Source organism: Acidimicrobiia bacterium, from assembly GCA_036396535.1.
GTDB lineage: Bacteria > Actinomycetota > Acidimicrobiia > Spongiisociales > UBA5794 > DASWKR01.
Map to the genome: position 1 here is coordinate 127,325 of DASWKR010000030.1, position 25,446 is coordinate 152,770.

Annotated in this window: 27 protein-coding genes; 16 read left to right on the plus strand and 11 right to left on the minus strand. The window is 67.9% G+C overall.

Translation table 11 applies throughout. The features are described 5' to 3' along the window. Positions 1 to 47: 47 nt before the first annotated feature. Genes VGC47_05365 through VGC47_05375 form a run of 3 tightly spaced genes read right to left on the minus strand, consistent with a single transcriptional unit; the run spans position 48 to position 1,728 of the window. Positions 48 to 311: a hypothetical protein gene (locus tag VGC47_05365; GenBank protein ID HEX9854723.1), complete on the minus strand. Its 264-nt coding sequence runs from the start codon at positions 309 to 311 to the stop codon at positions 48 to 50. A 32-nt stretch (positions 312 to 343) separates the two neighbouring features. Next, positions 344 to 565: a hypothetical protein gene (locus VGC47_05370; GenBank protein ID HEX9854724.1), complete on the minus strand. Its 222-nt coding sequence runs from the start codon at positions 563 to 565 to the stop codon at positions 344 to 346. Further along, positions 565 to 1,728, minus strand: coding sequence for a PspC domain-containing protein (locus tag VGC47_05375; GenBank protein ID HEX9854725.1), 1,164 nt, complete (start codon positions 1,726 to 1,728; stop codon positions 565 to 567). The genes VGC47_05370 and VGC47_05375 overlap by 1 nt, the downstream gene beginning before the upstream one ends. A gap of 168 nt (positions 1,729 to 1,896) precedes the next feature. On the opposite strand from VGC47_05375, the gene VGC47_05380 reads away from it, so the two are divergent. The 6 genes from VGC47_05380 (at position 1,897) to tdh (ending at position 8,774) form a co-directional block, all read left to right on the plus strand. Then, positions 1,897 to 3,102 (plus strand): PspC domain-containing protein, encoded by a 1,206-nt coding sequence (locus VGC47_05380; GenBank protein ID HEX9854726.1) that lies wholly within the window; start codon positions 1,897 to 1,899, stop codon positions 3,100 to 3,102. Beyond that, entirely contained in the window at positions 3,099 to 3,731 is a 633-nt protein-coding gene (locus tag VGC47_05385) for a response regulator transcription factor (GenBank protein HEX9854727.1), read from the plus strand. The genes VGC47_05380 and VGC47_05385 overlap by 4 nt, the downstream gene beginning before the upstream one ends. A 108-nt stretch (positions 3,732 to 3,839) precedes the next feature. Beyond that, positions 3,840 to 5,318 carry a HAMP domain-containing sensor histidine kinase gene (locus VGC47_05390; protein ID HEX9854728.1) on the plus strand — a complete coding sequence of 493 codons (1,479 nt, stop codon included), beginning with the start codon at positions 3,840 to 3,842 and terminating at the stop codon, positions 5,316 to 5,318. After that, positions 5,308 to 6,519: a hypothetical protein gene (locus tag VGC47_05395; protein HEX9854729.1), complete on the plus strand. Its 1,212-nt coding sequence runs from the start codon at positions 5,308 to 5,310 to the stop codon at positions 6,517 to 6,519. The genes VGC47_05390 and VGC47_05395 overlap by 11 nt, the downstream gene beginning before the upstream one ends. A gap of 39 nt (positions 6,520 to 6,558) precedes the next feature. Further along, positions 6,559 to 7,749, plus strand: a complete 1,191-nt coding sequence (locus tag VGC47_05400) for a glycine C-acetyltransferase (protein HEX9854730.1) — start codon at positions 6,559 to 6,561, stop codon at positions 7,747 to 7,749. After that, positions 7,749 to 8,774 carry an L-threonine 3-dehydrogenase gene (gene tdh, locus VGC47_05405; GenBank protein HEX9854731.1) on the plus strand — a complete coding sequence of 342 codons (1,026 nt, stop codon included), beginning with the start codon at positions 7,749 to 7,751 and terminating at the stop codon, positions 8,772 to 8,774. Before VGC47_05400 ends, tdh begins: the two co-directional genes overlap by 1 nt. Before the next feature lie 24 nt (positions 8,775 to 8,798). Here tdh and VGC47_05410 read toward each other — a convergent pair whose 3' ends face one another. The 4 genes from VGC47_05410 to VGC47_05425 form a co-directional block, all read right to left on the minus strand. After that, positions 8,799 to 9,431 (minus strand): DUF3105 domain-containing protein, encoded by a 633-nt coding sequence (locus VGC47_05410; GenBank protein ID HEX9854732.1) that lies wholly within the window; start codon positions 9,429 to 9,431, stop codon positions 8,799 to 8,801. 36 nt (positions 9,432 to 9,467) lie between these two features. Then, positions 9,468 to 10,490 (minus strand): NADPH:quinone oxidoreductase family protein, encoded by a 1,023-nt coding sequence (locus VGC47_05415; protein HEX9854733.1) that lies wholly within the window; start codon positions 10,488 to 10,490, stop codon positions 9,468 to 9,470. Beyond that, positions 10,487 to 10,948, minus strand: coding sequence for a MaoC family dehydratase (locus VGC47_05420; GenBank protein ID HEX9854734.1), 462 nt, complete (start codon positions 10,946 to 10,948; stop codon positions 10,487 to 10,489). Before VGC47_05420 ends, VGC47_05415 begins: the two co-directional genes overlap by 4 nt. A gap of 118 nt (positions 10,949 to 11,066) precedes the next feature. Then, entirely contained in the window at positions 11,067 to 11,888 is an 822-nt protein-coding gene (locus VGC47_05425) for a DUF5996 family protein (protein ID HEX9854735.1), read from the minus strand. Positions 11,889 to 12,130: 242 nt separating this feature from the next. On the opposite strand from VGC47_05425, the gene VGC47_05430 reads away from it, so the two are divergent. Beyond that, entirely contained in the window at positions 12,131 to 12,736 is a 606-nt protein-coding gene (locus VGC47_05430) for a class I SAM-dependent methyltransferase (GenBank protein HEX9854736.1), read from the plus strand. A 35-nt stretch (positions 12,737 to 12,771) separates the two neighbouring features. Further along, positions 12,772 to 14,073 (plus strand): putative glycoside hydrolase, encoded by a 1,302-nt coding sequence (locus VGC47_05435; GenBank protein HEX9854737.1) that lies wholly within the window; start codon positions 12,772 to 12,774, stop codon positions 14,071 to 14,073. 113 nt (positions 14,074 to 14,186) lie between these two features. Here the strand turns inward: VGC47_05435 and VGC47_05440 are convergent, their stop codons facing one another. Further along, on the minus strand, positions 14,187 to 15,527 hold the full coding sequence (locus VGC47_05440) for a GH1 family beta-glucosidase (protein ID HEX9854738.1): 1,341 nt from the start codon (positions 15,525 to 15,527) through the stop codon (positions 14,187 to 14,189). A 140-nt stretch (positions 15,528 to 15,667) separates the two neighbouring features. Between VGC47_05440 and infA the strand changes: the two genes are divergently transcribed. From infA to VGC47_05465, 5 genes are all read left to right on the plus strand, one after another. Beyond that, complete coding sequence (gene infA, locus VGC47_05445) at positions 15,668 to 15,892, plus strand: translation initiation factor IF-1 (protein HEX9854739.1); 225 nt, start codon at positions 15,668 to 15,670, stop codon at positions 15,890 to 15,892. A 31-nt stretch (positions 15,893 to 15,923) separates the two neighbouring features. Beyond that, positions 15,924 to 16,250, plus strand: a complete 327-nt coding sequence (locus tag VGC47_05450) for a hypothetical protein (protein ID HEX9854740.1) — start codon at positions 15,924 to 15,926, stop codon at positions 16,248 to 16,250. Position 16,251: 1 nt separating this feature from the next. Further along, complete coding sequence (locus VGC47_05455) at positions 16,252 to 17,439, plus strand: aminotransferase class V-fold PLP-dependent enzyme (GenBank protein HEX9854741.1); 1,188 nt, start codon at positions 16,252 to 16,254, stop codon at positions 17,437 to 17,439. Then, positions 17,436 to 18,344 carry an LLM class flavin-dependent oxidoreductase gene (locus VGC47_05460; protein ID HEX9854742.1) on the plus strand — a complete coding sequence of 303 codons (909 nt, stop codon included), beginning with the start codon at positions 17,436 to 17,438 and terminating at the stop codon, positions 18,342 to 18,344. Before VGC47_05455 ends, VGC47_05460 begins: the two co-directional genes overlap by 4 nt. A gap of 105 nt (positions 18,345 to 18,449) precedes the next feature. Then, a complete protein-coding gene (locus VGC47_05465; GenBank protein HEX9854743.1) occupies positions 18,450 to 19,514 on the plus strand; it encodes an NYN domain-containing protein in 1,065 nt (354 codons plus the stop codon). Here the strand turns inward: VGC47_05465 and VGC47_05470 are convergent. Beyond that, entirely contained in the window at positions 19,493 to 20,638 is a 1,146-nt protein-coding gene (locus tag VGC47_05470) for an FAD-binding oxidoreductase (protein HEX9854744.1), read from the minus strand. The genes VGC47_05465 and VGC47_05470 overlap by 22 nt on opposite strands. A gap of 131 nt (positions 20,639 to 20,769) precedes the next feature. On the opposite strand from VGC47_05470, the gene VGC47_05475 reads away from it, so the two are divergent. Together VGC47_05475 and VGC47_05480 are read left to right on the plus strand one after the other, a co-directional pair. After that, complete coding sequence (locus VGC47_05475; GenBank protein HEX9854745.1) at positions 20,770 to 22,053, plus strand: glycosyltransferase; 1,284 nt, start codon at positions 20,770 to 20,772, stop codon at positions 22,051 to 22,053. Further along, positions 22,035 to 22,817, plus strand: coding sequence for an HAD-IIB family hydrolase (locus VGC47_05480; GenBank protein ID HEX9854746.1), 783 nt, complete (start codon positions 22,035 to 22,037; stop codon positions 22,815 to 22,817). The genes VGC47_05475 and VGC47_05480 overlap by 19 nt, the downstream gene beginning before the upstream one ends. On the opposite strand, the gene VGC47_05485 is transcribed toward VGC47_05480, so the two are convergent. Continuing rightward, entirely contained in the window at positions 22,780 to 23,403 is a 624-nt protein-coding gene (locus tag VGC47_05485; protein ID HEX9854747.1) for a GNAT family N-acetyltransferase, read from the minus strand. The two genes, VGC47_05480 and VGC47_05485, sit on opposite strands and share 38 nt — an antisense overlap. A gap of 20 nt (positions 23,404 to 23,423) precedes the next feature. After that, the gene (locus tag VGC47_05490) at positions 23,424 to 23,888 is read right to left on the minus strand and encodes a YiiD C-terminal domain-containing protein (protein HEX9854748.1); all 465 of its coding nucleotides are present in this window, start codon (positions 23,886 to 23,888) and stop codon (positions 23,424 to 23,426) included. Positions 23,889 to 23,988: 100 nt separating this feature from the next. Here VGC47_05490 and VGC47_05495 point away from each other — a divergent pair, with 100 nt between their 5' ends. Beyond that, positions 23,989 to 25,401, plus strand: coding sequence for a DUF4389 domain-containing protein (locus VGC47_05495; GenBank protein HEX9854749.1), 1,413 nt, complete (start codon positions 23,989 to 23,991; stop codon positions 25,399 to 25,401). Positions 25,402 to 25,446 lie beyond the last annotated feature (45 nt).

The following is a 25,446-nucleotide window of genomic DNA, read 5'->3' on the forward strand; positions in this document are numbered from 1 at the left end:
AAGGTTAACGAGGGCGAGCGCAACCGCCTGTGATGGCGGCGAGCGGTTCAGTCTGCCGTCGGACCGTACCGCTCGTAGTAGTGCTCCGTACGCGGCTCCTCGGCATAGGCCGAGTCCTCACGGAGATCGATGACGATCTCGATGACGTCGTCGTCAACCATCCCGGTCGCAGACGAGGGGCGGGTCTCGTACTTGCTGGCGCGCTGCGCGGGGGTTTCGAAATACTTGCCCTTGGTGCGGCGCGGGGCGACGTCGATCGGATCCGACAGGTGCTTCACCGATCGGTCGATCGGCTTCTGCGGTCTGACCATCACCACTCCCCTAGTGCCCGATTGAATCGTAATCACGAGGGCGGGCCGTCACCAGCGGTTCCTTCCTCGTCTTGGGTGCGCGTCGTGCGTCTCGCCGCGGCCACGAGGAGCACTCCCCCGCTGAGGAGGAGGAACGCCGGCCACAACCATTCCTGTTCGAAGATCGAGCCGTCGGCGATGACGAGCCGCAGCCCCACCGCCAGGAACCCCATTCCGAACACGAACGAGAACGGGTCGAATTCGTGTCGTTGCATCATTCCTCCTCGACGTCTATCTGACCGATACCGACCCTGAGGTCGAGCACGACGTCTCCGTCGCCTCCGAGATCGATCGTCCTATCGAAGTCGAACCCGTTCCGGGAGAACCAGTCGAGCTCCAGAGCCCCGACTCCCACCCGCGTTACGAGGACCGGGTCGAGTCCCTCCGGGAGCAGAACGAGCAGCTTCCCGAATCCCAGCGAGGCGTGCACGACGCCTTGCGACTCGAGATCGAAGTCGCGCAGGTCGAGCCGCATCTCGCCTGCGAGCTGCTCGTATACGGGGCTCGTCTCGGCCGAGGGCACCCGGTACGTCAGGTCGCCGACGTTCCCTCGCAGCGGAACCTCGACGATGAAGGCGGCGGCCGCCACCGGCAAGAGGACGAGGCCGAGTGCGATGAGCGACCTGGCCCGCCCGAACCACGTGCCGACGAGGAGTCCTGCTCCGAGAACGATGAAGCCGGCGCCGATGAGGTCGCGCAGGTCACGGTCGAGGTCGGTGTTCGCCGCCACCGCGCTCATGATCCCGAACACGATGAGCACGATTGCGACGGTGTAGAGACCAAGCGGCGACCTCGCTCTCGGCGGGCGCGCCGGTTTGGCGCTGCCCGATGGTGGGGTCGGTCCGGCCGGCCCTCCGTCGGACCCATCGCTGCCCACCAAGGGCTCGACCGCCAGGCGACCCACGGCATCCGGCTCGTCCGGGGCCGACCCTTGCTCGGCGTTCGAGTCGACGCCTTCCTCGTCTGGGCCCGTGCCGGGACTCGGGGGACCGTGGGTCGGGGGACGCCGCAGCGGCGCTTCCCCGCGATACAAGAGGAGCCCCGCCAGTACGAGCACCCCGGCGAACAGGAGCTCGCCGCGAACCAGGCCGGTCCAGCCGACGACGATCAAGGCTGCCGTCGCGATCAGCCCGATCCCAACCCAGCGGCCAGGTTGATCGATCTCGCCGATGGTCCGGTCGAGGATCGACTGCCGCTCCCCTTCGTCGGGAAGCGTGAGCCACCCGGCGGCGTAGAGCACGATCCCGAGGCCACCTGCGAACGTCAGCAGGGTGAACGCCAGCCTGATCCAGCCGACGCCGATGTCGTACTTGACGGACAGCCCGCGTGCCACGCCGGCCACCCAGCGGTTCTCGTTCGGGCGCTCGAGCCGAGCCACCGGTGAGTGGCCGCTCCGCGATGTTGATTCGGTCATCATGTCCCGATCGTGCAACACGGGCGGCCATGGAACCATCGGGTGATCCCCTGAAGCCACCCTGAGAGGGGGCGGAGATCTCAGGGACAACCCTGGTTGTTGCCCTGCTGGGCCTGTGACAACATCGGAGCGATGCTTGGCGACCCACCGGCGACGATCGACCGGGCAACCCGCTGGTTCCGAGACGGACCTCGACTGCCCCTGTACCGCAGCCACGACGACAGGATGTTCGCAGGGCTCGCCGGCGGCATCGCAGCGGCCCTCGGGATCGGGTCGAGCTGGGTGCGCGCCGCCTTCGCCGTGTTGGCCGCGGCCGGCGGGGCCGGGCTGTTCGTGTACCTGCTCGGCTGGGCGGCGACGGTCGGCACGACCTCCGAGGCGGTTTCCGCGGCTGCCTCTCCTCGCAAGAAGATGGCGCTCGGCCTCATGTTCCTCGGTCTGCTGCTGCTGCTTCGCGGCGTCGGGGTCTGGTTCGACGATGCGGTCACGCTGTCCGTGGCGCTCATCGCCTTCGGGACGGCCTCGGTGTGGGCCCGCTCGGCGCCCGGCTCGAGAGCGAGGGGCGGTTTCTCGTCGGCTCCGACGCGCAGCAGGGTCGTCGTCGGGCTGTTCCTGCTCGTCGGGGGCATCGTCGGCTTCTTCGCATCGGTCGAAGCCCTCTCAGATGCCACACCGGTTGTGATCGCCGTCTCAGCAACCGCAGGCGGCACCCTGCTCCTGTTCGGCCCCTGGCTGTGGCGGATGGCCGGCGAGCTGACGGACGAAAGGCGCGAGCGAATCCGCAGTCAGGAGAGGGCCGAGATCTCCGCCCACCTTCACGACAGTGTCTTGCAGACTCTCGCCCTCATCCAGCGATCGGACGACGCCAAGAGGATGGTCACGCTGGCAAGAGCCCAGGAACGTGAGCTGCGGAGCTGGCTGTACGGGGGGCCACAATCGGGGCCGGACGGGTTCCGAGCTGCTTTGGAGGACGCCGCCGCCAGGGTCGAGGGTCTCTACGACCTGCCGGTGGAGGTCGTCGTCGTCGGCGACACCCCGCTCACCGGCGGGCTGCGGGCGGTGATCCACGCCGCAACGGAGGCGGCCAACAACGCTGCCCGCCACTCGGGCGCCCAGAGGATCTCACTCTTCGCCGAGGTACTCCCGTCCGGCATCGACGTCTTCGTCACCGACCAGGGAAGAGGCTTCGATCCGGCAGCAGTTCCCAAGGATCGCAGGGGCCTCACCGAGTCGATCGTGGCGAGGATGAAGCGCCACGGCGGATCGGCGACCGTGAGCAGCGCGGCGGGGGAAGGAGCCGAGATCCACCTCCACATGCCCCTGGAGGTACACCCATGACTCGCATCTTCATCGCAGACGACCACGAGCTGTTCCTCACCGGCGTCAAGACGGAACTCGGATCACAGTTCGACGTCGTCGGGTCGGCGAGCGACGTCGACGCCGCAATCGACGGCATCCGGACGCAGGCGCCCGACGTGGTGCTCGTGGACGTCCACATGCCGGGTGGCGGCGGGCACGCCATTGTCAGGAATGTCATGGAAAGCAACCCGGGCGTCCGGTTCCTGGCGCTCTCGGTCTCCGATGCGCCCGAGGACGTCATCGCGATGATCAGGGCGGGAGCCCGAGGCTACGTCACCAAGTCGATCGCCCCTGCCGACCTGGTCGATGCCGTTGCGCGGGTCGCGGCCGGCGACGCGGTGTTCTCGCCCCGCTTGGCGGGCTTCGTGCTCGACGCCTTCGGTTCGGCCATCCCCCGACCGCTCGATCCGGAGCTGGATCTCCTCACGCCCCGTGAACAGGAGGTGTTGCGGCAGATCGCCCGCGGGTACGCATACAAGCAAGTCGCCCGGAGGCTCTCCATATCGGTGAAGACCGTCGAGAGCCACGTCTCGTCGGTACTCCGCAAGCTGCAGCTCTCGTCACGACACGAGCTGGCACGCTGGGCGAGCGACCGCCGAATCGTCTGACTAGTCCGTCCGGGCGCCGCGCCAATGGCGTTCATCGCCGCTCGGCGCCGCGCCGAAAACCTCTGGATGACCGTCGGTGAGACCTCGAAAGTGGGCCGGACCGCCCACTTGGGCCGGACCTTGGCCGCAGTCGCCGTGGCGGCCGCCATCGCGGTGGTGCTCTTCTCTTTGGCGCTGGCGTTCTCGAACGCCAATGCCGCCAGCCTCGTCGCCCGGAACTCCGAGCGGCTCCACTGGGCGAACTCGGCGGCCGGCTCGGTGGCGATAGCGAGGGCGTCGCTCAACCAGGCGCTCGTCTTCGCCGTCGACAACGATCTCGGCGTCGCATCCAACCGGGCGAAAGGCACCGCCATCGACGAGGCGACCACATCGATCGCCGCCCTGGACAGATGGATCACATCCGCTCCTGTGGAGCTCGAGTCGGCGCAGGACAGGGTGGCAGCCCTGAGGTCATCGGCCGAGACGGTTCTGGCATCGATAGGGGTCGGCGACCTGCGGAAGGCGGCCGACGAGCTCGAGGCCGCCTTCGAGCCGCTCTACGCCACGACCGTCGAGGCGCTCGAGGAGGGCCAGGCCCGATTCGCCGCTGAGGTCAAGGAAGCGGAGTCGGCGGCCGGCCGCACCGGGCGCGCCACCCAGCTCCTCGTCACGTTGCTCATCCCTTCTGCAGCGATCGTGCTCCACCAGGTGATCGTCCGCAGGCAGTACAAGCGGCGCAAGCGGGAGATGGACCTGCGCCTCGACGGTGAGCGCCAGCTGAACAAGGCGAAAGACGAGCTGATCGCAGGCCTGTCACACGAACTGCGCACCCCGTTGACCTCGATCTTCGGGTTCAGCGAATACCTGCTCGACAGCGAGGAGCCGAGCCATGAGGAGGTCGCCGAGCTGGTGGGCGTCATCAACAAGGACTCCGCCGAGCTGCAGCGGATGGTCGACGACCTGCTCACGGCGGCAAGGATCGACGCCGGAGCGCTTGCGATCGCTCCGGAGGCGACCGACCTCGCCGGCGTCGGCGAAGCAGTCGCCACCCGCATGCGCCGGTCGGGCACCAACGCCACGGTGTACGGCAGGGGGGCGATCGCCTGGGCGGACCCGAGCAGGGTGCGTCAGATCCTTCGCAATCTCACATCGAACGCCCTGCGCCACGGCGGGCCGCGCATCGAGATCAGCGTCGACGACGGCGACGGTTCCGGGTTGGTGTCGATCACCGTGTCGGACAACGGCGACGGCATCGACGAGGCGGCCGAGAAGAGGATGTTCCAGCGGTTCGTCCATGACGGCCACGAGACCCTGCTCTACGGCAGCGTCGGCCTCGGCCTGGCGGTCGTCAGGACCCTCACCGAGATGATGGGGGGCAGGGTCGAGTTCGCTCGAGACCACGGGTGGTCACGATTCACCGTGCGCCTCCCTGCTGCGCCTCCGGACGCCGTGCCAACCCACGTCGAGGCGTTCCGGACCGGGACACACGCCGAGCGTGACGCGCCCGCCACGAGCGGGCCGGCCGATCCATACGACACGGAGCGGCTCGTCGCCAGCGCCAACCGGCCCGCCGCCCGAGAATTGGTGGTCTCGTTCGATGAGGCCTGAGAGACTCGCAGTCTCGGTCGTCCTCACCTTGGCGTGGCTGACCACGGCGGCCGCCTTCGCTTCGGCGTCGTCGCTCACGACCGAGACGATCTGGGTGAAGGACGACTTCGACTCGCAGGGGTACTCCGGCAGCGACGGTCCCGACTCGTGGGGCCCGAACTGGGAGGAGCTCGGCGAGTCGAACGGTCCTGGCAACGGCAGCGTCGGAGTGTGGTCGGACTCCCCCTGCTGGGACACATACTGCCTCAAGATCGGCGGGCCGGAGACGGTCGTCGACGGTTTCGGGGTCTACCGCCCGATCGACTTGGGCGGGATGGACCACGGCAAGCTCTGCTTCGACCTCAGGCGGTACATCCTCGACGACGACGACGACGAAGACGAAGAAGAAGATGTCGACTCGCTGTTCGACCCGCGCCGCGGGACCCTGTACGCCAAGATCTCAGGTGATGGGGGCATGTCCTGGTCCACGTTGGCCACCTTCAACATGCCACCCACCGACGGCACGGCGCTCCACCTCATGTACGACATCGATGAGTACCTCGGCGAGGACACGGTGATCAAGTTCCTCGCGAGCGGGACTGTCGACGGCTATTGGGCGATCGACAATGTCGAGATCCAGGCCGAAGGCGACGGCAACGTCACCACGACGACCATCGCGAGAACGACCACCACCACCATCGCGAGTACGACCACCACTACCACCATCGCGAGTACGACCACCACGAGGCCGCCGGTCACGACGACGACCAAGCCGCCCCAGGAGACCACCACCACGACGACACCACACGAGACGACGACCACGGAGCCGCTGGTCACGACGACCACCAAACCGCCCGCCGCCTCGACGACGACCCAGGCGCCGGAGAGCACGACGACGGAACCGCCCGCGGACACGACCACGACTACCGCCGCCCCACCTCCCAGCCAGCCACCTGGCGATCCCGGCGACCCCGGCGGGGGTGACGAGGTCGTCACCAACCCCGTCGAGGGCGAGATGCCTCACATGCTCGCCGGACCGGCCACCGGCCCGGTCGACCACCCGGGCCCGATCACGCAGCTCATGGCGACGATCACGTCGAGCGCTGCGACCCTACGGACCCACCTCGTGCCTGCCCTGGTGCTCGGCATCCTCCTTGCGCTCGCATCGGTCGCCGGAATCGGCGGCCGCGAGAAGCGAGTCGACGAGCAGCCGGAGGCCTGAGGTCGGCTGCCGCTGGGTCCGATCCATAGAATCGGATTCATGACCCGGTCGTTGCTCGATCACCTCGCTGCCGAGACCGACGCTCTTCGCGACCGGGGGCTCTTCAAGGAGGAGCGGGTGATCGCCTCGCCGCAGCGGGCCGTCATCCAGCTCGAGGACGGCTCGACCGTGATCAACTTGTGCGCCAACAACTATCTCGGCTTGGCGGACGATCCAACTCTCGAGCGGGCCGCCCAAGACGAGATCGCCGAACATGGATACGGCATGGCGAGCGTTCGATTCATCAGCGGCACGCACACCGTGCACAAGGCGCTCGAGCGGCGCATCAGCGAGCTGCTGCGCACCGAGGACACGATCCTGTACTCGTCGTGCTTCGACGCCAACACGGGACTGTTCGAGACGATCCTCGACGAGCAGGACGCAATCATCTCGGATGCGCTCAACCACGCCTCGATCATCGACGGCATCCGGCTGTGCAAGGCCCGTCGCCTCCGATACGCCAGCGACGACATGCGAGATCTCGAGGCGAAGCTGGCAGAGGCGGCGGACGCCAGGTATCGCCTCGTCGCCACGGACGGGGTGTTTTCGATGGACGGGAAACTCGCCGACCTGCCGGCGATCTGCGACCTCGCCGAGGAGCACGACGCTCTCGTGATGGTGGACGACTCGCACGCCGTGGGGTTGATCGGCCCGAACGGAGGCGGCACGCCCGACCTCTACGGGCTCACCGATCGCGTCGACCTCGTCACCGGGACGCTCGGGAAGGCGCTCGGCGGAGCTTCCGGCGGATACACGTCGGGCAGGCGCGAGATCGTCGCCTGGTTGCGGCAGCGCTCCCGGCCGTACCTCTTCTCCAACTCGCTCGCCCCGGTGATCGCGGCGACCTCGGTCGTGGCGCTCGACATCGTGCGCGACCGGCCCGAATTGCGAAAGCGCCTGGCGGACAACTCGGCGTACTTCCGCGCCGCCATGGGAGCCGCCGGCTTCGAACTGGCGGGGGCTGGGCATCCGATCATCCCGGTCATGCTCGGCGACGCGGTGCTGGCGACCGAGATGGCGTCGCGGCTGCTCGACCGGGGAATCTATGCCGTCGGGTTCTCATTCCCGGTCGTACCCGAAGGGCAGGCGAGGATCAGGACGCAGATGTCGGCGGCGCACACCGCGGAGCACCTCGACGCGGCGATCGCAGCATTCGTCGACGTGGGCCGCGACCTGGGAGTCGTTGCCTGATGCGGGCGCTCGTCAAGGCGAAACCCGAGCCCGGCATCTGGATGGAGGACGTACCCGAGCCGGCCGTCGGCCCGAACGACGTGCTGATCCGGGTGTCCAAGAGCTCGATCTGCGGAACCGACCTGCACATCGTGGCTTGGGACCCGTGGGCGCAGCGCACCGTCCCGGTGCCAATGGCGATCGGCCACGAGTTCGTGGGGGAGATCGTTCGCTTCGGGACCGAGGTCGAGCGTCTCGCGGTAGGCCAACGCGTCGCGGGCGAGGGACACATCGTGTGCGGCGTATGCCGAAACTGCCGAGCAGGGAGACGGCATTTCTGCCGCAACACCGTGGGTGTGGGCGTCAACCGGCCGGGGGCATTCGCCGAGCTCGTGTCGATCCCGGCGACGAACGCCTATCCCCTCCCGGACGACATCCCCGACACGATCGGCAGTGTGCTCGACCCACTCGGGAACGCGGTGCACACCACCCTCGAATACGACCTGGTCGGCGAAGACGTGCTCGTCACGGGAGCAGGGCCGATCGGGATGATGTCCGTCGCCGTCGCCAGGCACGTCGGCGCCAGGTTCGTCGTCGTCACGGACGTCAACCCATACCGGCTCGGGATCGTGGCCTCGATGGGAGCCGACCGTGTCGTCGACGTCCGGACCGACGAAGTCTCGGCGGTCATGTCGGATCTGGGGATGGCGGAGGGCTTCGACGTCGGCCTCGAGATGTCCGGGGCCGGGCCCGCCCTGCGTCAGATGCTCGACGTCATGAACAACGGCGGAAACGTCGCTCTTCTCGGCATCCCGACCGAGCAGCACGCCATCGACTGGAACAGCATCATCTTCAAGGGGCTCACCCTCAAGGGCATCTACGGGCGGAAGATGTTCGAGACCTGGTACAAGATGATCGCCATGCTGCAGACCGGCCTCGACATCCTCCCCGTCATCACGCACGAGTTCCCGGCCGACCACTACGAGGAGGCGTTCGCCGTGGCCTCCTCGGGCGAAGCCGGCAAGGTCGTGCTCGACTGGACGTGAGCACCGGGCCGGCCGAGTAGTGGGCTACGCCGGGTTGCCGACCCCGCCCTGGCAGTTGGCGGCCGGCTCGGGAGCGGTTCGGTCCGTGTAGTACCGGATGAACTGGCGCAGAGTGACGTCGTCGTAGGCGTCGAGCTTCAGGTTGACGCCCCACGCCGTCGCCCTCAGCTCGGTGTCGAGTCCGGGAACGAGGCTGACGATGAGTTGCGGCCGGTTGCGCGTCAGGCTCCGCAGGGCGTCGACGTCGGCTTGCGCCACATCGTCGCGGTAGGTGATCCACACCGCCCCGTGCTCGAGTGCGTGGACGGCGTTCTCGGCGGGCACCTCCGAGTCGTAGAAGCCGCAGTTGAGCCAAACGGGGTTGTGCGGTCCGCCTGCAGGAACGGCGTCGTCGTACGGGATCTCGCCTTCGACGTGCTCGCCCGTCCCTACCGCAAGCTCCTGCACGCCTGCGGGCGGGCCGTCCGGGAGGTCCTCGTCGCCCCCGCCGAGGAACACGCCCCCGAGGATGACGAGCACGAGTCCGAGCCCACCGAGGTATGCCAGCCGCTTCGGCCACGGATTGGGTCGACGCGCCGTCTCGACGGTCGGCAGCTGGGTTCGCCGCTTCTGGGTGGTCGTGGGCGTGCTGCCCTTGCGCTTCGGTGTGTTGCTCACGCTCGATCCTCTGCCTGGTCGTCGACGGGACACAAATTAGTGGCTGACACGAGATGTTCCTGCTGTCGACATCTGCAACACGACTTTCCCCCTGGCGCGGCGCGCCTCGATGGTCCCCAGTGCCTCCCTGAAGTCCTCGAGCGGGTAGACGTCCGTCACCCGCGGCGACAGCCGGCCCGAGTCGACCATCGTGAAGAGCTCCGCGAAGTTCTGCCGAGACCGGTCCGGCTCCCGGCCGACCCACGCCCCCCAATAGACGCCGACGATCGAGGCGCCCTTCAGCAGAGCGAGGTTCAGCGGGATGCGCGGGATCTCCCCGGCGGCGAATCCGATGACGAGGAGCTTGCCGTCCCATGCCGTCGCTCGAAGTGCCTGCTCGGCGAGCGAGCCACCGACCGGATCGAAGACGACATCTGCGCCATGACCTCCCGTGAGCTCCTTGACGCGATCGCGCAGGTCGTCTTTCGTGTAGTCGACGGTCTCGTCTGCGCCGACTTGCCGTGCGAATTCGAGCTTCTCGATCGTGCTGGCGGCCGCGACGACCCTGGCGCCCATCGCCTTGCCGATCTCGACGGCGGCCGCGCCGACGCCTCCGGCCGCGCCGAGCACGAGGAGGGTCTCGCCCGGCTGCAACCCCGCCCGCTGCTTCAGCGCGTAGTACGCGGTTCCGTAGGCGATGACGAATCCTGCCCCCTGCTCGAACGACATCGAGCGGGGCATCGCGAGAAGTTGGTGGACGCCTGCCACCGCCTTCTCGGCAAACGCCCCGCTCATCGACGTCCCGTCCGAGGCCGTGGTGAGCATCACCGGATCGCCCGGCGCGAACTCGGTGACCCCGTCGCCGACCGCCGAGACGACGCCGGCAGCCTCGCCGCCGGGCACGAACGGCGGGTCGAGCTTCTCTTGGTAGAGGCCTTGGATCATGAGCAGGTCGGGAAAGTTGATGCCGGCGGCGCGTACGTCGACGAGCACCTGCCCCGGTCCGGGCTCCGGGTCAGGCAGATCTTCGAGCATGAGGAGGTCCGGCGGACCGAGCTCCCTGCAAACGATCGCTCTCACGCCGTGACGATCATCGTCAGCCAGTCGGCCGCGAGAGCCGGTCGATCCTCTCCCTCTATCTCGATCGTGCAGCCGTACGTGACCACGACCCGCCCCGGGTCGCGCTCGGCGACATTCTTGACCGTGGCCGCCAGCCTGATGCGCTTGCCGACCTTCACGGGCGCGATGAACCGCAGCTTGTCGAAGCCGTAGTTGACGCCCATCACCGCTCCCTCGACGTCGAGCCCGATGTCGTCGATCAGCGGCACGAGGAGGGACGTCGTCAGGAATCCGTGGGCGATCGTCGATCCGAACGGGGTCAGGGCGGCGCGCGCCGGGTCGACGTGGATGTACTGGTGGTCTCCGGTCACGTCGGCGAAGCGGTCGATCATGCCCTGGTCGATCGCGAGCCAGTCGGAATGCCCGAGGTCGGTGCCGGCCAACCCGGCGAGCTCGTCCTTCGTGACCGCCCGCCCCATGAGGCTCCTCCCGTCGCTGTCCGGGGAGGATACCGGAGCTCCCTCTTCCCCGTTCTTGCGTCCCTGCGTCGCACATGTGCGACGGCGGGACGCAAGAGCGGAAGGCGGCGCCTCGCCGTCAGGCCGTCAGGGTGGGTGCCGCCGCCTCGAAGACCGCTCTGGCGTACGCAAGGACGTCGGCGGCACCTCCCGGCCGCCCGGCGACCTGGTCGAAGTACAGGATCGACCCCTCCCAGCCGTCGCGGTGCCAATCCGCTCCGGACGGCAGCGCCACTTCCCCGAGGGCCGACTCGAAGGGCCACGGGTTCGAGTAGAAGTAGGCCCGACCCTCCGGATAGAACCCGAGATTCAAGGTGGCCGGGTGCGCGGAATCGTCGGCCCCGGCATCCGAGCGAACCGTCCTCGTCCCGATCCAGTCGAACGCCAGGTCGAATCCGTGTGGCCAGAGATGGATCGGGGAGACTGCGCCCGGCAGCTCCGCCAGGTGTCGCTCGAACACGTCCCGCACACCGAGCAGCGTCGTGAAGCTTGCGGCGGCCACTTCTGGGTCGTACGCCCTCGGGCCGTCGTTCGTGAACCTCTCCCTGTCGTAGTCGCCTTCGAGGCCGAGATCGGCCGCGGAGGCGAGGATCGCCTCTGCCATCTCGGTGCCCGTCATCCCTCGGCGCATCGACCACCTCCCCGCCTCGCCTGTGGAGGTCGCCAGGACGACGTCGTCGCTGGTGAAGTCGATCCTCGCCGCGGCGAACCCGCCACCGGGAAGAGCCATCTGCGCCGTCGTGAGCCCGGTCGGGCCCAGGGCCAGTCCCGTGTGCCACCACAACGGATGCGGATTGGCGTGGACGCGGGGCAGCGCTCCGACCGCCCTGGCGTAGGCGTGCAGCGAGGCTCTCGTGGGTTCCAGGTCGCTCGGCAGAGACGGTAGGGCGTCGATCGCCATTTGCAGACTCCCTTTCCATCGGCGTCGCCGTCTTGCAGCGCCCCGGGAGGGCGCTTCATTCCAGCGCACATCGCAAGGAGGCATGGCAGCATTGCTCCGTGACCGATCCAAGCACGACGCCCCGCCGGCTACGCCGGGCGATCGCTCGCCCAAGGGTCGCGGTGTCCTATGTGAGGCGCTCACTGAGGAACAGGCGGATCAGGAAGCGCACCGCGAGTCATCCGGAGTTCTATCGAGCCGTGATGGCCGACGACGTACGCAGGAAGACGGCGAAGGGAGCAGTCGGAACGGCGGACCCGCAACAGTGGCTGGCACTCGGCCAGAAGCAGTTCCAGTTCCTCACGTCTCACGGCCTGGAAAGGCACCACCGGCTGCTCGAGATCGGGTGCGGCAACCTCAGGGCAGGCTGGCGGCTCATCGAGTACCTCGATCCCGGCAACTACACCGGGGTCGACATCTCGCCCGAGATCCTGCTCGCCGCATACGAGACGATCGCCGAGCGCCAACTCCAGGAACGCTGGCCGCGGATCTTCGTGGTCGACGGCACCAACCTGGATTTCCTGCCCGACGCCTCCCATCACGCGGCGCACGCCCACAGCGTGTTCACGCACACCCCGATCGACGTCGTGAAGTCGTACATCGAGTCGGTCCGCCGCATCCTCGAGCCGGGCGGCTTCTTCGACTTCACGTACCACCACACGGACGGTCGGATGTCCTCGAAGCTCGACGAGGACTTCTACTTCCCGACTGCGATGCTGCTCGACATCGCCGACGACCGCGGCTTCGACGGATCGCAGCTCACAGACTGGGACTACGTCCAGGAGAAGATCCGTCTCGTGAAGCGCTGACGGGCAGAGTCGGGGCCGTGGTTTACGCTTTCCGTGTGCCTCCTCGTCGCCTCTTCCCGATGCTCTTGCTGCTGGTCGGCGTCGCTTGCGCCCCAGGCGAGGCGGTGACCCTCCCGCCCGAGGCGTCGACCACGTCCCAAACGACCATTCCCCCGACGACCACGACGACCACCACCCTTCCGCCGACGACCACGACGACAGTGCCGACCTACACGTTGACCGGCGAGGTGCGAGGAGGCGGCTGGCCGCTCATCGACACCGTCGTGACCGCCGGAGGCAAGTCGGCGACGACGATCTGGGACGGCTCGTTCTCCCTGGCCGGCGTGCCGGCCGGGCCGGTCACGATCTCGCGGCACGGCTGGATGCCGGAAGAGGTCGAGTGGAACGGCACCGTTGAGCTCGACGTCGTGCTCGAGCAGCGCATCGTCAAGGCGGTCCGGGTCGTGCGAACCACCGCCGCCAGCCGGGACGAGTTCGACGCGCTGCTCGACCTCATCGACGGCACCGCAGTCAACACGCTCGTCTTCGACACGAAGGACGAGACCGGGTACGTGCTGTATGAGTCTGACGTGGGGTTCGCCCACGAGATCGGGTCGATTCGCGACCTCTACGATCCGAAGGAGTTAGTCGCCCGAGCGAAGGACGCCGGGCTCTACACGATCACCCGCATAGTGACGTTCGAGGACGAGGTGTGGTCGAGAGCGAGGCCCGAGGACAAGATCGCCGGCATCTGGATGAACCCCCTCAGGAAGAGGAACTACGAGTACCCCATCCAGCTCGCAGAGGAGGCGTGCGCCCTCGGTTTCGACGAGATCCAGTTCGATTACCTCCGCTTCCCATCGGGAGAGTCCGCCAAGATCGCCAAGCGTGACCACCCAACGACGGGTGAGGAGCGGGTCGCCGCCATCCGGGCCTTCCTGGCCGCCGCCCGGGAGCGAGTCCACGCCGCCGGGTGCGCCTTGTCGGCCGACCTCTTCTCCATCGTCATGTCGGCGCCGGACGAACAAGGAATCGGCCAGAAGCCGGAGGAGCTGTCGACCGTGCTCGACGCGGTCAGCCCGATGATCTACCCGAGTCACTACTCGGACGGCTGGCTCGGATTCGCCGACCCCAACGAGCACCCGGCGGAGGTGACCGGCGAGGCCCTCGACACGGGCGGCCCGCGGCTGGCACCGGGCACCGTCCTCCGCCCTTGGATCCAGGGCTTCTGGTGGACCGACGCCCAGATTCGCGAGGCAGTGGACGCCGCCGAGGCACGCGGGCTCGGCTGGCTCATATGGAACGCCGCAGGAAACTACGAACGAGAGTGGCTGGGAGAGGCCGAGCAAGACGAGTGACGGCCACCGGCGTTGAGCCGGAGGATCGACGAGCGTCCCGCCGGGACCGAGTCGAGGGGGCCCAACGGTCGGGGCAACCGGCGCCCACCCCACCGCCCGGCCGGCTTGACGGTTCAGACGGTTCGGTCGGCGATGAGGTCGCGGTACCAGCGGAAGCTCGCTTTCGGGGTGCGCTCCAGGGTGGAGTGATCGACCCAGACGATGCCGAAGCGCTGGCTGTAGCCGAGGGCCCACTCGAGGTTGTCGAGGAGACTCCACACGAAGTAGCCGGTGACCGGAACACCGAGCCCGGCGGCGGACTCGACGGCTGCGATGTGAAGTCGCAGGTACTCGGAGCGCCGCTCGTCGTCGACGACGCCGTGCTCGTCGGGGCCGTCCGAATAGCTGGCACCGTTCTCGGTGATGACGATCGCCGGGGGCGAGTACACGGTGTCGAGGTGCGACAGGTAATCGGTCAGAGCCGACGGAGTGATCGCCCATCCCATCTCGGTGTGACCGGGAGGAGGATTCGGACCCGGAGGCACGCCCGAGTCCTCCGACTCGTCGTCGGGAGCCGAGATGCCGATGCTCGTGTAGTAGTTGAGCCCGAGGAAGTCGATCGGCTGAGCGATCGTCTCCATGTCGCCTTCGACGACGAAGGGCAACTCGCCGACGAACCGGCCTCTGTCGCGGTATGTCGCGACGATGTCCTCCGGATACCCCAACCCGAACACCGGGTCGAAGAACCAGCGGTTGCGGAACCCGTCGAAGTGCCGCTGCGCCGTCCGATCGGCCTCTGAGTCGCTCGCCGGGTACGACGGCCTGCAGTCGATGGCAATGCCGATCGAGGCGTGCGGCACCGTCGAGCGGAGGGCCTGCGTGGCGAGGCCGTGCGAGAGCAGGATGTGGTGGCCCGCCGCCAGAGCGGCTCCCCAGTCCCGGATCCCGGGGGCGAAGACACCCTCGAGGTGCCCCAGGAACGTGGCGACCCACGGCTCGTTGTGCGTGATCCACGTCCGCACCCTGTCACCCAGCGCCTCGCCCACGACCGCGGCGTAGCCTGCGAACGCCTCGGCCGTGTCTCTCGCAGGCCATCCGCCGCGGTCCTGGAGGACCGCCGGTAGGTCCCAGTGGTACAGCGTCGGCCACGGCTCGATCCCGTTGTCCAGCAACGCGTCGACCAGGCGCTGGTAGAAGTCGAGGCCATCATTGCTCACCTCGCTCGCTCCTGCGGGGAGGATCCGGGTCCATGCGATCGAGAAGCGGTACCCGGTCACCCCGAGGTCGGCCATGAGCGCGATGTCGTCTCGCCAGCGGTGGTAGTGGTCGCATGCGACATCGCCTGATTCGGGGATCCTCCCCTCGTCTGCGAAGCGGTCCCAGATCGACTCGCCCTTGCCGCCTTCGTTGCGCCCGCCCTCGATCTGGTAGGCCGAGGTGGACACGCCCCACGTGAAGTTTCCGGGAACGGACATGCGCGGCGACGGTAGCGGCTTCCCGCGAGTCGACTGCGATCGCCCTACGAGGACCGTCGATCAACTATCGTGCAGCCGTCCGCAGCCGTCGTGATGCGTGCACGGCGCCGCGGCACAGTCCTCCGACCCTCAAGGGAGACATGGCTACAACTGACGACGTATTTCGCGCCCAAGGCACGGTGGTCGAGACTCTGCGAAACGCGACGTTTCGGGTGAAGCTCGACTCGGGACACGAGGTGACGGCCCGCGCATCCGGGAAGATGCGCAGGGGAAGGCTCATACGCATCATCCCCGGCGACAAGGTCGAGCTCGAGGTCTCGGTGTACGACCCGACGAAGGGTCGAATCGTGTGGCGCCACAAGTGACGGCCTGAGCGAGCCGCCGAGGGGAGATTCCGTGTACGTCGTCAAGCGAGTGTGGAAGATCAAGCCGCGCGAGGGAAGGCTGGCGGCGACGATCGCCAAGGAGATCGGCGACCTCTACGTGAGGGCAGGACGCCGCTCCGACGTCAGGGTCTACTTCAACACCACCACGATGCCGGGGAAACGCAACCGGATGTACATGGAGTGGACGACGGAGACCCTCGAGTCGCCGTACCGGGGTGACCTCGAGCCGGTCCCGGGCGTCAGTGAGCTGGGCGCCAAGCTGCGGGACCTGACGACGGACACGTGGATCGAGATCTACGAGTTGATGACGCCCGACAAGGCCGCCGAGCTGACCTGACATGCCGTCCCCACTGGCGTCGCTGTGGGGCCTCGATCCCGGGATCACGTTCCTGAACCACGGCTCGTTCGGAGCTACGCCCCTCTCCGTGCTCGAAGCGCAGGTAGCCCTCCGGACGAGGCTCGAGAGCGAGCCGGTCCGCTTCTTCCAACGGGAGCTCGAAGGCCTTCTCGACGGCGCCCTGAGCGCCATCGGAAGCTTCGTCGGAGCGCAGGCGAAGGATCTCGCCGGCGTCGCCAATGCCACGTCGGGCGTCAATGCCGTGGTCAGATCGCTGCTGCTCGAAGAGGGTGACGAGCTCCTGGTCACGGACCACGCGTACAACGCGTGCCGCAACACACTCGACTGGGTGGCGGCCCGGTCCGGGGCACGGGTGGTGGTCGTGTCGATCCCGTTCGAGTCGTGCGACGACGATTCGATCGTCGCCTCGATCGTCTCCGTCGCCACACCGAGGACCCGTCTCGCCCTGATCGACCATGTCACCAGCCCGACGGCCGTCGTGCTTCCCGTTGCCCGCCTCGTCTCCGAGCTGGCAGCGCTCGGGATCGACACTCTCGTCGACGGAGCGCACGCCCCCGGGATGGTGCCGGTCGACCTCACGTCGATCGGGGCGGCGTACTACGCGGCCAACTGCCACAAGTGGATGTGCGCTCCCAAGGGAGCCGGGTTCCTTCACGTGCGAGCGGATCGCCAGGATGGCCTGGTGCCACCAGTCGTCAGCCACGGCTTGAACAGCGACCGGTCGGACAGGTCCCGCTTCCGGCTCCTCTTCGACTGGACCGGTACCGACGACCCGACGGCGCTGCTGGCCGTCCCGGCCGCCATCGACGCCGTGGCTGCGATGAAGCCGGGAGGCTGGGACGTAGTGCAGGTCGCCAACCGGGACCTGGCGCTCGCCGGGGCGGGACTCATCGCCGAGGCGGTCCCCGGCGCCGGGAGCCCGCCGCCGGCGTTGGTCGGGTCGATGGTCGCGATGACGCTGCCGATACCGGCTGCGCCGGGATACGCTCCCCATCCACTCCACGACCGGCTCTTCGCCGACCACGACATCGAGGTCCCGGTGTACTCGTGGGGCGGTGCGACCGTGTTGCGGATATCGGCGCACCTCTACAACGCCATCGACGACTACGAGCGACTCGCCGCCGCCGTCGGCAACGAGTTGGCGACGACCGCGGCTCGAACGGCGTGACACGCCCGTTGCGCGTCGGGGTGCAGCTCCCGGAGGTCGAGCGAGTAGTTGCCTGGCCCGAGGTCCGCGACATGGCGTTGGCAGCCGAAGCGGTCGGGTTCGACTCGCTGTGGGTCGGCGACCATCTGTTGTATCGAACGGAGGACGGCACGCAAGGACCGTGGGAGGCGTGGACTGAGCTCGCCGCCATCGCCGCCATCACGACCGGCGTGCAGCTCGGCCCTCTCGTGGCCGCCACCAGCTTCCACGCCCCTGCGATGCTCGCCAAGAAGGCGGCGACCGTCGACGAGATCTCGGGGGGCCGACTCATCCTCGGCCTCGGCGCCGGGTGGAACGAGACCGAGTACGCGGCATTCGGCTTCCCGTTCGACCACCGGGCCGCCCGCTTCGAAGAGGCGTTCACGATCATTCGCACCCTGCTGCGTGACGGCTCGATCGACTTCTCGGGCGAGTACTACACGGCACGCGAGTGCGTGCTCTACCCGAAGCCTCGGCCGGGCGGCCCTCCGCTGATGGTCGGCTCGATCGGGCCACGGGTCCTGCGGGCCACACTCCCCCACGTCGACATGTGGAACACATGGCATGCCTGGTACGGCAACACCGTCGACGGCCTGCGCTCCGTGGTCGTCGACGTCGAACGGGCGGCGACCGATGCAGGCAGGCGTCCTGGTGAGGTCGAGATGACGGCGGCGATCATGGTGCAGATGCCGGGTGGGACCGGCCGCAACCACGGCAGCCCTGGGAGGCCGACGTCTGTCGCCATCGCGGGACCGCCTGCCCACCTCGCCGAGCAGATCGCCGCCTTCTCGTCCATCGGAGTCGGTCACGTCCAGCTCGTCGTCGATCCGATCACAGTGGCATCGATCGAGGCGCTCGGCGACGTGCTCGCCCTCCTCGACGACTGATCCCGTCCGCCTTCCGTTCTTTCCGTTCCGGCGTCCCCACATCGCAGTGACGCGACGGGGGGACGCAAGAACGGATGAGGACCGAGCGGGCACTACCCTTCGGGTGTGACATCCTTCGAAGAGGAGCGGATCGCTCTGTTCCTCGACTACGAGAACCTCGCCATCGGGGCTCGCGATCAGCTCTCCGGGCTCAAGTTCGACTTCAAGCCGGTCGCCGACGCCCTCGCCGAGCGCGGACGCGTCGTCGTGCGCAAGGCGTATGCCGACTGGTCGTACTTCGACGAGGACAGGCGCATGCTGACCCGCAACCACGTCGAGCTCATCGAGATCCCGCAGCGGATGGGCTCGGTCCGCAAGAACGCAGCCGACATCAAGATGGCGGTCGATGCCATCGAGCTGGCGTTCGAGCGCGGCTACATCACGACGTTCGTCATCTGCACCGGGGACTCGGACTTCACACCGCTGGTCGACAAGCTGCGCGAGCTCAACAAGCGGGTGATCGGTGTCGGCGTCAAGCTCTCCACCTCGACGCTGCTGCCCCCGGCCTGCGACGAGTTCCTCTTCTACGAGTCCCTCGAAGGCGTCGACATCCCGGAGAGGCGCGCCGAATCGCGCCCGAAGCGAAAGGACGACAGACGGCCGAGGCAGGAGGAACAGCCCGCCGAGGCCGTCGAGACCGGCTCGCGGAGCGTCGACGACTTGGCGGTGACGATCGCCCAGACGGTGTCGGGCCTCGACCGCTCGTCCGGCGGCACGGTGCTCGCTTCGACCCTCAAGCGCACCCTCCTGCGCAAGGACCCGACGTTCAACGAGGCCGACTACGGGTTCAGGGCGTTCGGTGAGCTGCTCCGTCACCTCGAAGAACGCAACGTGGTCGAGCTGAGTGAAGGACCCGCCAAGGGCGACCCAGAGGTCGCCCTGCCCGAGAAGGGCGGCGAGCAGGAGGCGTTCGCATTGCTTCGCGACGTCGTCGCCAAGCTCGAGAAGGGCAACGGCAGGCCGATGCTCTCCGGGTTGAAGAACCAGATCCGCAAGCAGCGCCCCGACTTCAGCGAGAAGAAGTTCGGTTACCGGGGATTCCTGCAGTTCGCCAAGGCCGCCCAGACCCAGGGAGTCGTCGACCTCGAGTGGGACGACGACGCAGACGACTACGTGCTGTCTGCTGTGTGACCGGCGAGCCGCGCCGGCGAGAGGTTGCCCGCGGTGAGACCGAGCTCGACGAGGTCGTCGGGCAGCTCCCCGCCGGCAACGAGAGACGCAGTCGCCCGGCCGAGTGCCGGGGCGGTCTTGATCCCGTACCCCCCTTGGCCTGCGAGCCAGAAGAAGCCGGGCGCCTCGACGTCGAAGCCGGCGACGGGGCGACGGTCGGCTACGAACGACCGGAGCCCCGCCCACGCACTCTTCACATGCCTGATCTCGAGCGTCGTCACGGCGTTGATCCTGTCGATGCCGAGCGCCACGTCGAGCTCGTCATGCCGTACGTCGTGTGGCTCCATCGGCGTCTCGTCGGCGGGCGATGCCAGCACGTGGGGTCCCTCGGGCTTGAAGTAGAAGGCATCGCCGATGTCGACCACCATCGGCCAGCCGCCGTGGTCGACGCCGGGATCGAACGTGAACACGGTACGCCGCTTCGGCTGGAGACCCAACGGGCCCACCGAAGCGAGGCGGGCGACCTCGTCACACCAGGCGCCTGCGGCGTTCACGACGACCGGGGCGGCGACGTCGTCGCCTCGACCGATGCGCACGTGCCACTCCGCTCGTCCCGATTGGATCGCTTCCACGCGAGCCGACGTCCTGATGTCAGCGCCCCGGTTCCGCGCCCCGGCGAGGAACCCGGCGTGCAACGCGTGCACGTCGATGTCCATCGAAGTCGGGTCAACGACACCACCGACGACGGTGTCGCCGCGCAGGACGGGGCACATGGCCGTCAACTCGGCCCCGTCGATCGAGAAGACCTCCGTGACCAGCCGTTGAAAGTCCTCCGTCTCGGCGTCGATCAGCGGACGCTGCGCCTCGGTGGCGATGAACACAGTCGGGCGCGGCGACAGGATCGGGGACTCCGTGAAGCCGGAAGGAGGCGAGGTCATGAAGGGCCTTCCCGCTCGGGCAAGTCGGCGAACCACGTCGTCCCCGTAACACTCGGTGAAGAGGGCAGCGGAGCGCCCCGTCGAGTGGCGGCCGCACGTCGCTTCCATCTCCAGGAGCACGACCCGGCGGGACGCGGCCAGCTCGAAGGCGGCCGCGGCACCTGCGATTCCCCCGCCGATGACTATGGCGTCGAAACGGTCGGCCATCTCACCAGGCTATTCGGCCGGCACGGTCTGGAAGCAAATCGACAGGGGTATGGTGAACGTGTGAGTGCGCAAGCTCGTGTTCCGGGCCGAGCCGCGGTCGCCGCACTCGCCCCCACCAGGCGAGGTGCACTGTGAACGTCCCGAAGCCCCAATTCGCTCGACTTCTCATGCTGTCTCTCCACGGGTACGTCGCTGCCGAGCCGGAGCTCGGCAAGCCGGATACCGGCGGCCAGGTGGCGTTCGTGCTCGAGCTCGCCAAGCAGTTCGTCGAGTTCGGATACCACGTCGACATCGTCACCAGGCGGTTCGAGGGCCAGCCCGAGGTCGACGAGATCGACCCGGCTCTGCGGGTCCTTCGCATCCCGTATGGGGGCGACGACTTCATCCGCAAGGAAGACATGCACGAACATCTCGACGAGTTCGTTCGCAACTTCCTGGCCGCCGTCGGCGACATGCAGCTCATGTACGACACGATCAACTCCCACTACTGGGACGCCGGGTGGGCGGGCCAGATGATCGCCGAGGAGCTCGGCATCCCCCACGTCCACACGCCGCATTCGCTCGGGGCGTGGAAGAGGGAGGAGATGGAGGGCGACCCTGAGGACATCGAGTCGAACTACCGGTTCGAGGAGCGGATTCGCAAGGAGTTCCTGGTGTTCCGCCGTTGCGACCACGTGATCGCCACCACGAACCTCCAACTCGAGGTCCTGCGAGACCATTACGAGGTGCCCGACTGGCATATGACGATGATCCCACCCGGAATCGACGAGTCCCGTTACACCCCCGTCACCCAAGCGGAGATCAAGAAGATCCGCTCCGCGGTCGGGTTCGCGGACAACGACGTCTACACGGTCGGCCGCGCCGCGGCCAACAAGGGCTACGACCTGCTCATCCAGGCACTCCCCGAGCTGCAGGAGGAGACCCCTGACGCCCGCCTCCAGCTGGCGATCGGGGCCAACAACGCCACCGATCGCGAGAAGGTCGAGAAGTGGAAGTCCCTGGCCGGCGAGCTCGGCGTCGCCGACTCGGTCGTTTGGGTCGGCTACGTCGAGGATGACGAGATGGCCAACTACTACCGGGCGGCACCGGTGTTCGCCTTACCCTCCAGGTACGAACCGTTCGGGATGACCGCCGTGGAGGCGATGGCGTGCGGAACTCCTTGCGTCGTCACCATCCACGGAGGGCTCGAGGAGATGTTCGACTTCGGGTCTCACGCCCTCTTCGCCGACCCCACCAGGCCCCGCGAGTTCGGGATGATGCTCAGCATGCCGCTGCGCTACCCGCAGCTGCGGGAACGACTGTCGATCGCCGGAGCGAGGTTCGCCCGCCGGATGTTCGGATGGAAGGGCATCGCCAGGAGGACGATCGCCGTGTTCGATCGTTACCGAGGCGGGGTGTGGCCCGAACAGGGGTGACCGCCTTCCCGCCAAGTGGGCTCGGCGATGGGAACAACAGCACCCGTCTGCTGGCTGCCGACCTCGACGGCACCTTCCTCGGTGACGATCGCGCCATGCACGAGCTTTGGGAGGACCTCGATGCGTTCGGCATCACACTCGTGTTCGCCAGCGGGCGACACCTCCCGGCGATCGAGTCTCTCTACGACGAGTGGCGGACCGACCGCAGGGCCGACGTCTGCCTGTGCATGGTCGGAACCGAGGTCTGGTGGCTCGAGGATGGCGAGTACCGTTTCGACGACGAGTGGGATGCCCACCTCGACGACGGCTGGGACCGGGCCGCCATCGGAGCCGCTCTCGTCGGCCTGCCGCGCCTGCAACCGCAGCCCGACGAATGGCAGTCGCAGCACAAGCTCAGCTTCTTCGTCCCGTCACACGTCGAGGCGGCAGAGGTCGAGCAGGCGCTGACGGATGACGGCCACCACGTGAAGGTCGTCTGGAGCTCGGACTGCTACCTCGACATCCTGCCGCACGACGCCGGAAAGGGTGGGGCGCTCACCTACGTCGTCGGCCGCCTGGGGATCGATCCGCAACACGTCGCCGCCGCAGGCGACACCGGAAACGACCTCGACATGATGCGAGCGGAGCTCGGCTTCAACGCCATCGTGGTCGCCAACGCCACCCAGGAGCTGCGGGCGATGGGCGGCTCGCACGTATACCGCGCCGCGGCGCCTCACGCTGCCGGCATCAGGGAGGGTCTTGCCGCCCTCGGCTGGCTGGCGTGACGCCCCGGCCGGTCGATGGCAGCTCGAGCCGAACGAAGGGCCGGTTGCCGAATCGAGCCACCTCGACGAAGCCCGCCGCCTCGAACATGTGGAGCGTCCCGACGTAGAGCCCGGCTGCGCCCGGATCGGTGACCGCCAGGTCGATCGGGTAACCCTCGAGGATGGTGGCGCCGTTGTCCCCGGCGAACTCGATCGCTGCGTCGAGCAGCACCGTCCCGACCCCGTGGCCTCTCGCCTGAGGATCGATGTAGAAGCAGTTCACGACCCACGATCGGCGGTCGTCGATCCGACGGAAGGTCCTCGCTCGGTCGCTCATCATGCGCAGGTATCGCTGGCGTGGGCCCACGGCGCACCATCCGACGGGCGTGTCGTCGTCGAGGGCCAACAATCCGGGGGGAGGATCCTCACGCTCGACGAGGTCGTGGAGCATGGCGCGACGCTCGGCGGGCGGTGTCGCCTCCCACGGCCTGCTCGTGAGCAGCCACCACGTGCACCAGCAGTTCGAATATGCGCCGTTGTCGCCGAACAGCTCGAGGAGACGGCCCCAGCGGGACCGGTCGACGGGCACGATGGTCAACTCGCTCATCGGCCGGGCAATGTACCGGCTCAGAAGACGGAAGTCGTCGCTTCGTCGGGAGGGAGAGCGGCGAACAGGCCAGTCGATTCGCCGATCAGCGAGGCCCCGCACCGAACCGTCGACCCGATCTCGATCCTGCCTACGCCTCGCCGCGCCAGCGCCTCGCCGAGCCTCCTCCACGATTCGTGATCGATCGTCGCTTCCGCCTCGAAGTCAGACCGTCCCGGAAGGAGATAGCGATACTCGTGCCTCTGGACGACGACCCGGTGGGCGAGGCCCGAGTCGTGCAATGCGAGGACGATGACCGCGAATCCTGCGGTGATCGCCACGCCGGCGAGCGATCCCCCGAAGATCGTCCCCTGATGGTTCACGTTCGGGAGCAACGGCGCCGCCAGAACGACACGGCGCGATCCGGCTGAGACGACCCGGATGCCCATCGCCTCCGATATCGGGATCGATGCGTGCAGGTACTCCGTCAGCTCCTGCGGCGTCATCGGTGCAGTCAACCAGAGAAGGCCCCAACCCGGCGACACGGCGCCCGCGCTCGGCGTAACGTTGACTCGGCGGGTCGGGTGTCGACGTGGGAGTGTGTGCATGAGACCTGGACAGATCGTTGCGGCCGTGTTCGGAGTCATCATCGGGCTCGTGGCCTTGGCGCTGGTGGTCGGCGGGGCCGTCCTGGCGTGGGCATACGGCACGCAGCGTGACGCCGACGGATTCCTCACGAGCCCGCGCTACGAGCTCCATACCGACGGCTATGCCCTGACGTCGGTCGACATCGACCTGCACGCCCTACCGACGGCGGGACCGTGGTCGCCGAGCGGCTCGCTGGCGACCGTCCGCGTCGACTTCGATGCGGCGGACGGCGCCCCCGTTTTCGTCGGCATCGGGCCGAGCGACGACGTCTCCGACTACCTGGACGGCGTTGCTCGCGGCGTCGTGGTGGACCTCGGACCCGATCCGACGGACGCCGACGTTCGTGAGGAGCAAGGCGGGGCACCGGTGGCGCCTCCCGCCGACCAGGCGTTTTGGGTCACGGAGACCGAGGGTGGCGGGGCCCAGCAGGTCACGTGGGACGTCGAGTCCGGTGACTGGACGGTCGTCATCATGAATGCGGACGCCTCGGCCGGCGTCACGGGCGATGTCCGCGGCGGGGCCGAGATCGGTTTCCTCGGCGGCCTGACTGTTGGTGTGCTGGTGGCCGGCGCCCTCTTCGCCCTTCTGGCGACCGTCCTCCTCGTGACGGCGACACGCTCTCGTGAGGCCGTGCCTGCGGCCGAGCCGGGTGCCCCGCCTGCCGGGGCCCTGGCTGCCGGTCCGTACCCGGTCACGCTCCAGGGCGACCTCGACGCCGAGCTGAGTCGCTGGATGTGGCTCGTGAAGTGGTTCCTGGCGATTCCCCACTTCATCGTCGTCGGGGTGCTCAGTGTTGCCGCGGTTGTGCTCACGATCGTTGCGTGGTTTGCGATCATCTTCACCGGCCGGTACCCGCGGGCGATATTCGACTTCAACGTCGGAGTGATGAGGTGGGGCTGGCGCGTCGGCTTCTATTGCACGTCCGCGATCGGCACCGATCGGTACCCGCCGTTCACGCTCGATGACGACCCGAGCTACCCGGCTCGCTTCGACGTCGCCTATCCGGAGAAGCTCTCACGGGGTCTCGCACTGGTGAAGTCGTGGCTGCTCGCCATCCCTCACTACGTCATCATCGCGATCTTCACGAACGGGATCTTCTGGTGGACGAGCGACGTCGGTCGCGAGGGTGGAGGCGTCCTCCGATTCGGCGGAGGGCTCATCGGGCTGCTCGTCCTCGTCGCCGGCGTCATCCTGCTGTTCTCCGGGAAGTATCCCCGTGGGCTCTTCGACTTCATCATGGGCCTGAACCGCTGGGTGTACCGGGTGGTGGCGTACGCGGCCCTGATGCGGGACGAGTACCCGCCGTTTCGACTGGACACCGGGCCATTCGAGCCTGCAGGCGAGCCGGCCGCCACCCGGGCGGCTCCCTGACGGACACGAGCGAGGTCGCGGGCCGCGCACGCGGCGGGCCGATCA

What these genes read in the sequence shown, in the direction of transcription:
- VGC47_05365 (HEX9854723.1), bottom strand. Translation starts at nt 311, where the DNA reads ATGGTCAGACCGCAGAAGCCGATCGACCGATCGGTGAAGCACCTGTCG.
- VGC47_05370 (HEX9854724.1), bottom strand. Translation starts at nt 565, where the DNA reads ATGCAACGACACGAATTCGACCCGTTCTCGTTCGTGTTCGGAATGGGG.
- VGC47_05380 (HEX9854726.1), top strand. Translation starts at nt 1,897, where the DNA reads ATGCTTGGCGACCCACCGGCGACGATCGACCGGGCAACCCGCTGGTTC.
- VGC47_05385 (HEX9854727.1), top strand. Translation starts at nt 3,099, where the DNA reads ATGACTCGCATCTTCATCGCAGACGACCACGAGCTGTTCCTCACCGGC.
- VGC47_05395 (HEX9854729.1), top strand. Translation starts at nt 5,308, where the DNA reads ATGAGGCCTGAGAGACTCGCAGTCTCGGTCGTCCTCACCTTGGCGTGG.
- VGC47_05400 (HEX9854730.1), top strand. Translation starts at nt 6,559, where the DNA reads ATGACCCGGTCGTTGCTCGATCACCTCGCTGCCGAGACCGACGCTCTT.
- tdh (HEX9854731.1), top strand. Translation starts at nt 7,749, where the DNA reads ATGCGGGCGCTCGTCAAGGCGAAACCCGAGCCCGGCATCTGGATGGAG.
- VGC47_05420 (HEX9854734.1), bottom strand. Translation starts at nt 10,948, where the DNA reads ATGGGGCGGGCGGTCACGAAGGACGAGCTCGCCGGGTTGGCCGGCACC.
- VGC47_05425 (HEX9854735.1), bottom strand. Translation starts at nt 11,888, where the DNA reads ATGGCGATCGACGCCCTACCGTCTCTGCCGAGCGACCTGGAACCCACG.
- VGC47_05430 (HEX9854736.1), top strand. Translation starts at nt 12,131, where the DNA reads ATGGCCGACGACGTACGCAGGAAGACGGCGAAGGGAGCAGTCGGAACG.
- VGC47_05440 (HEX9854738.1), bottom strand. Translation starts at nt 15,527, where the DNA reads ATGTCCGTTCCCGGAAACTTCACGTGGGGCGTGTCCACCTCGGCCTAC.
- infA (HEX9854739.1), top strand. Translation starts at nt 15,668, where the DNA reads ATGGCTACAACTGACGACGTATTTCGCGCCCAAGGCACGGTGGTCGAG.
- VGC47_05455 (HEX9854741.1), top strand. Translation starts at nt 16,252, where the DNA reads ATGCCGTCCCCACTGGCGTCGCTGTGGGGCCTCGATCCCGGGATCACG.
- VGC47_05470 (HEX9854744.1), bottom strand. Translation starts at nt 20,638, where the DNA reads ATGGCCGACCGTTTCGACGCCATAGTCATCGGCGGGGGAATCGCAGGT.
- VGC47_05485 (HEX9854747.1), bottom strand. Translation starts at nt 23,403, where the DNA reads ATGAGCGAGTTGACCATCGTGCCCGTCGACCGGTCCCGCTGGGGCCGT.
- VGC47_05490 (HEX9854748.1), bottom strand. Translation starts at nt 23,888, where the DNA reads ATGACGCCGCAGGAGCTGACGGAGTACCTGCACGCATCGATCCCGATA.
- VGC47_05495 (HEX9854749.1), top strand. Translation starts at nt 23,989, where the DNA reads ATGAGACCTGGACAGATCGTTGCGGCCGTGTTCGGAGTCATCATCGGG.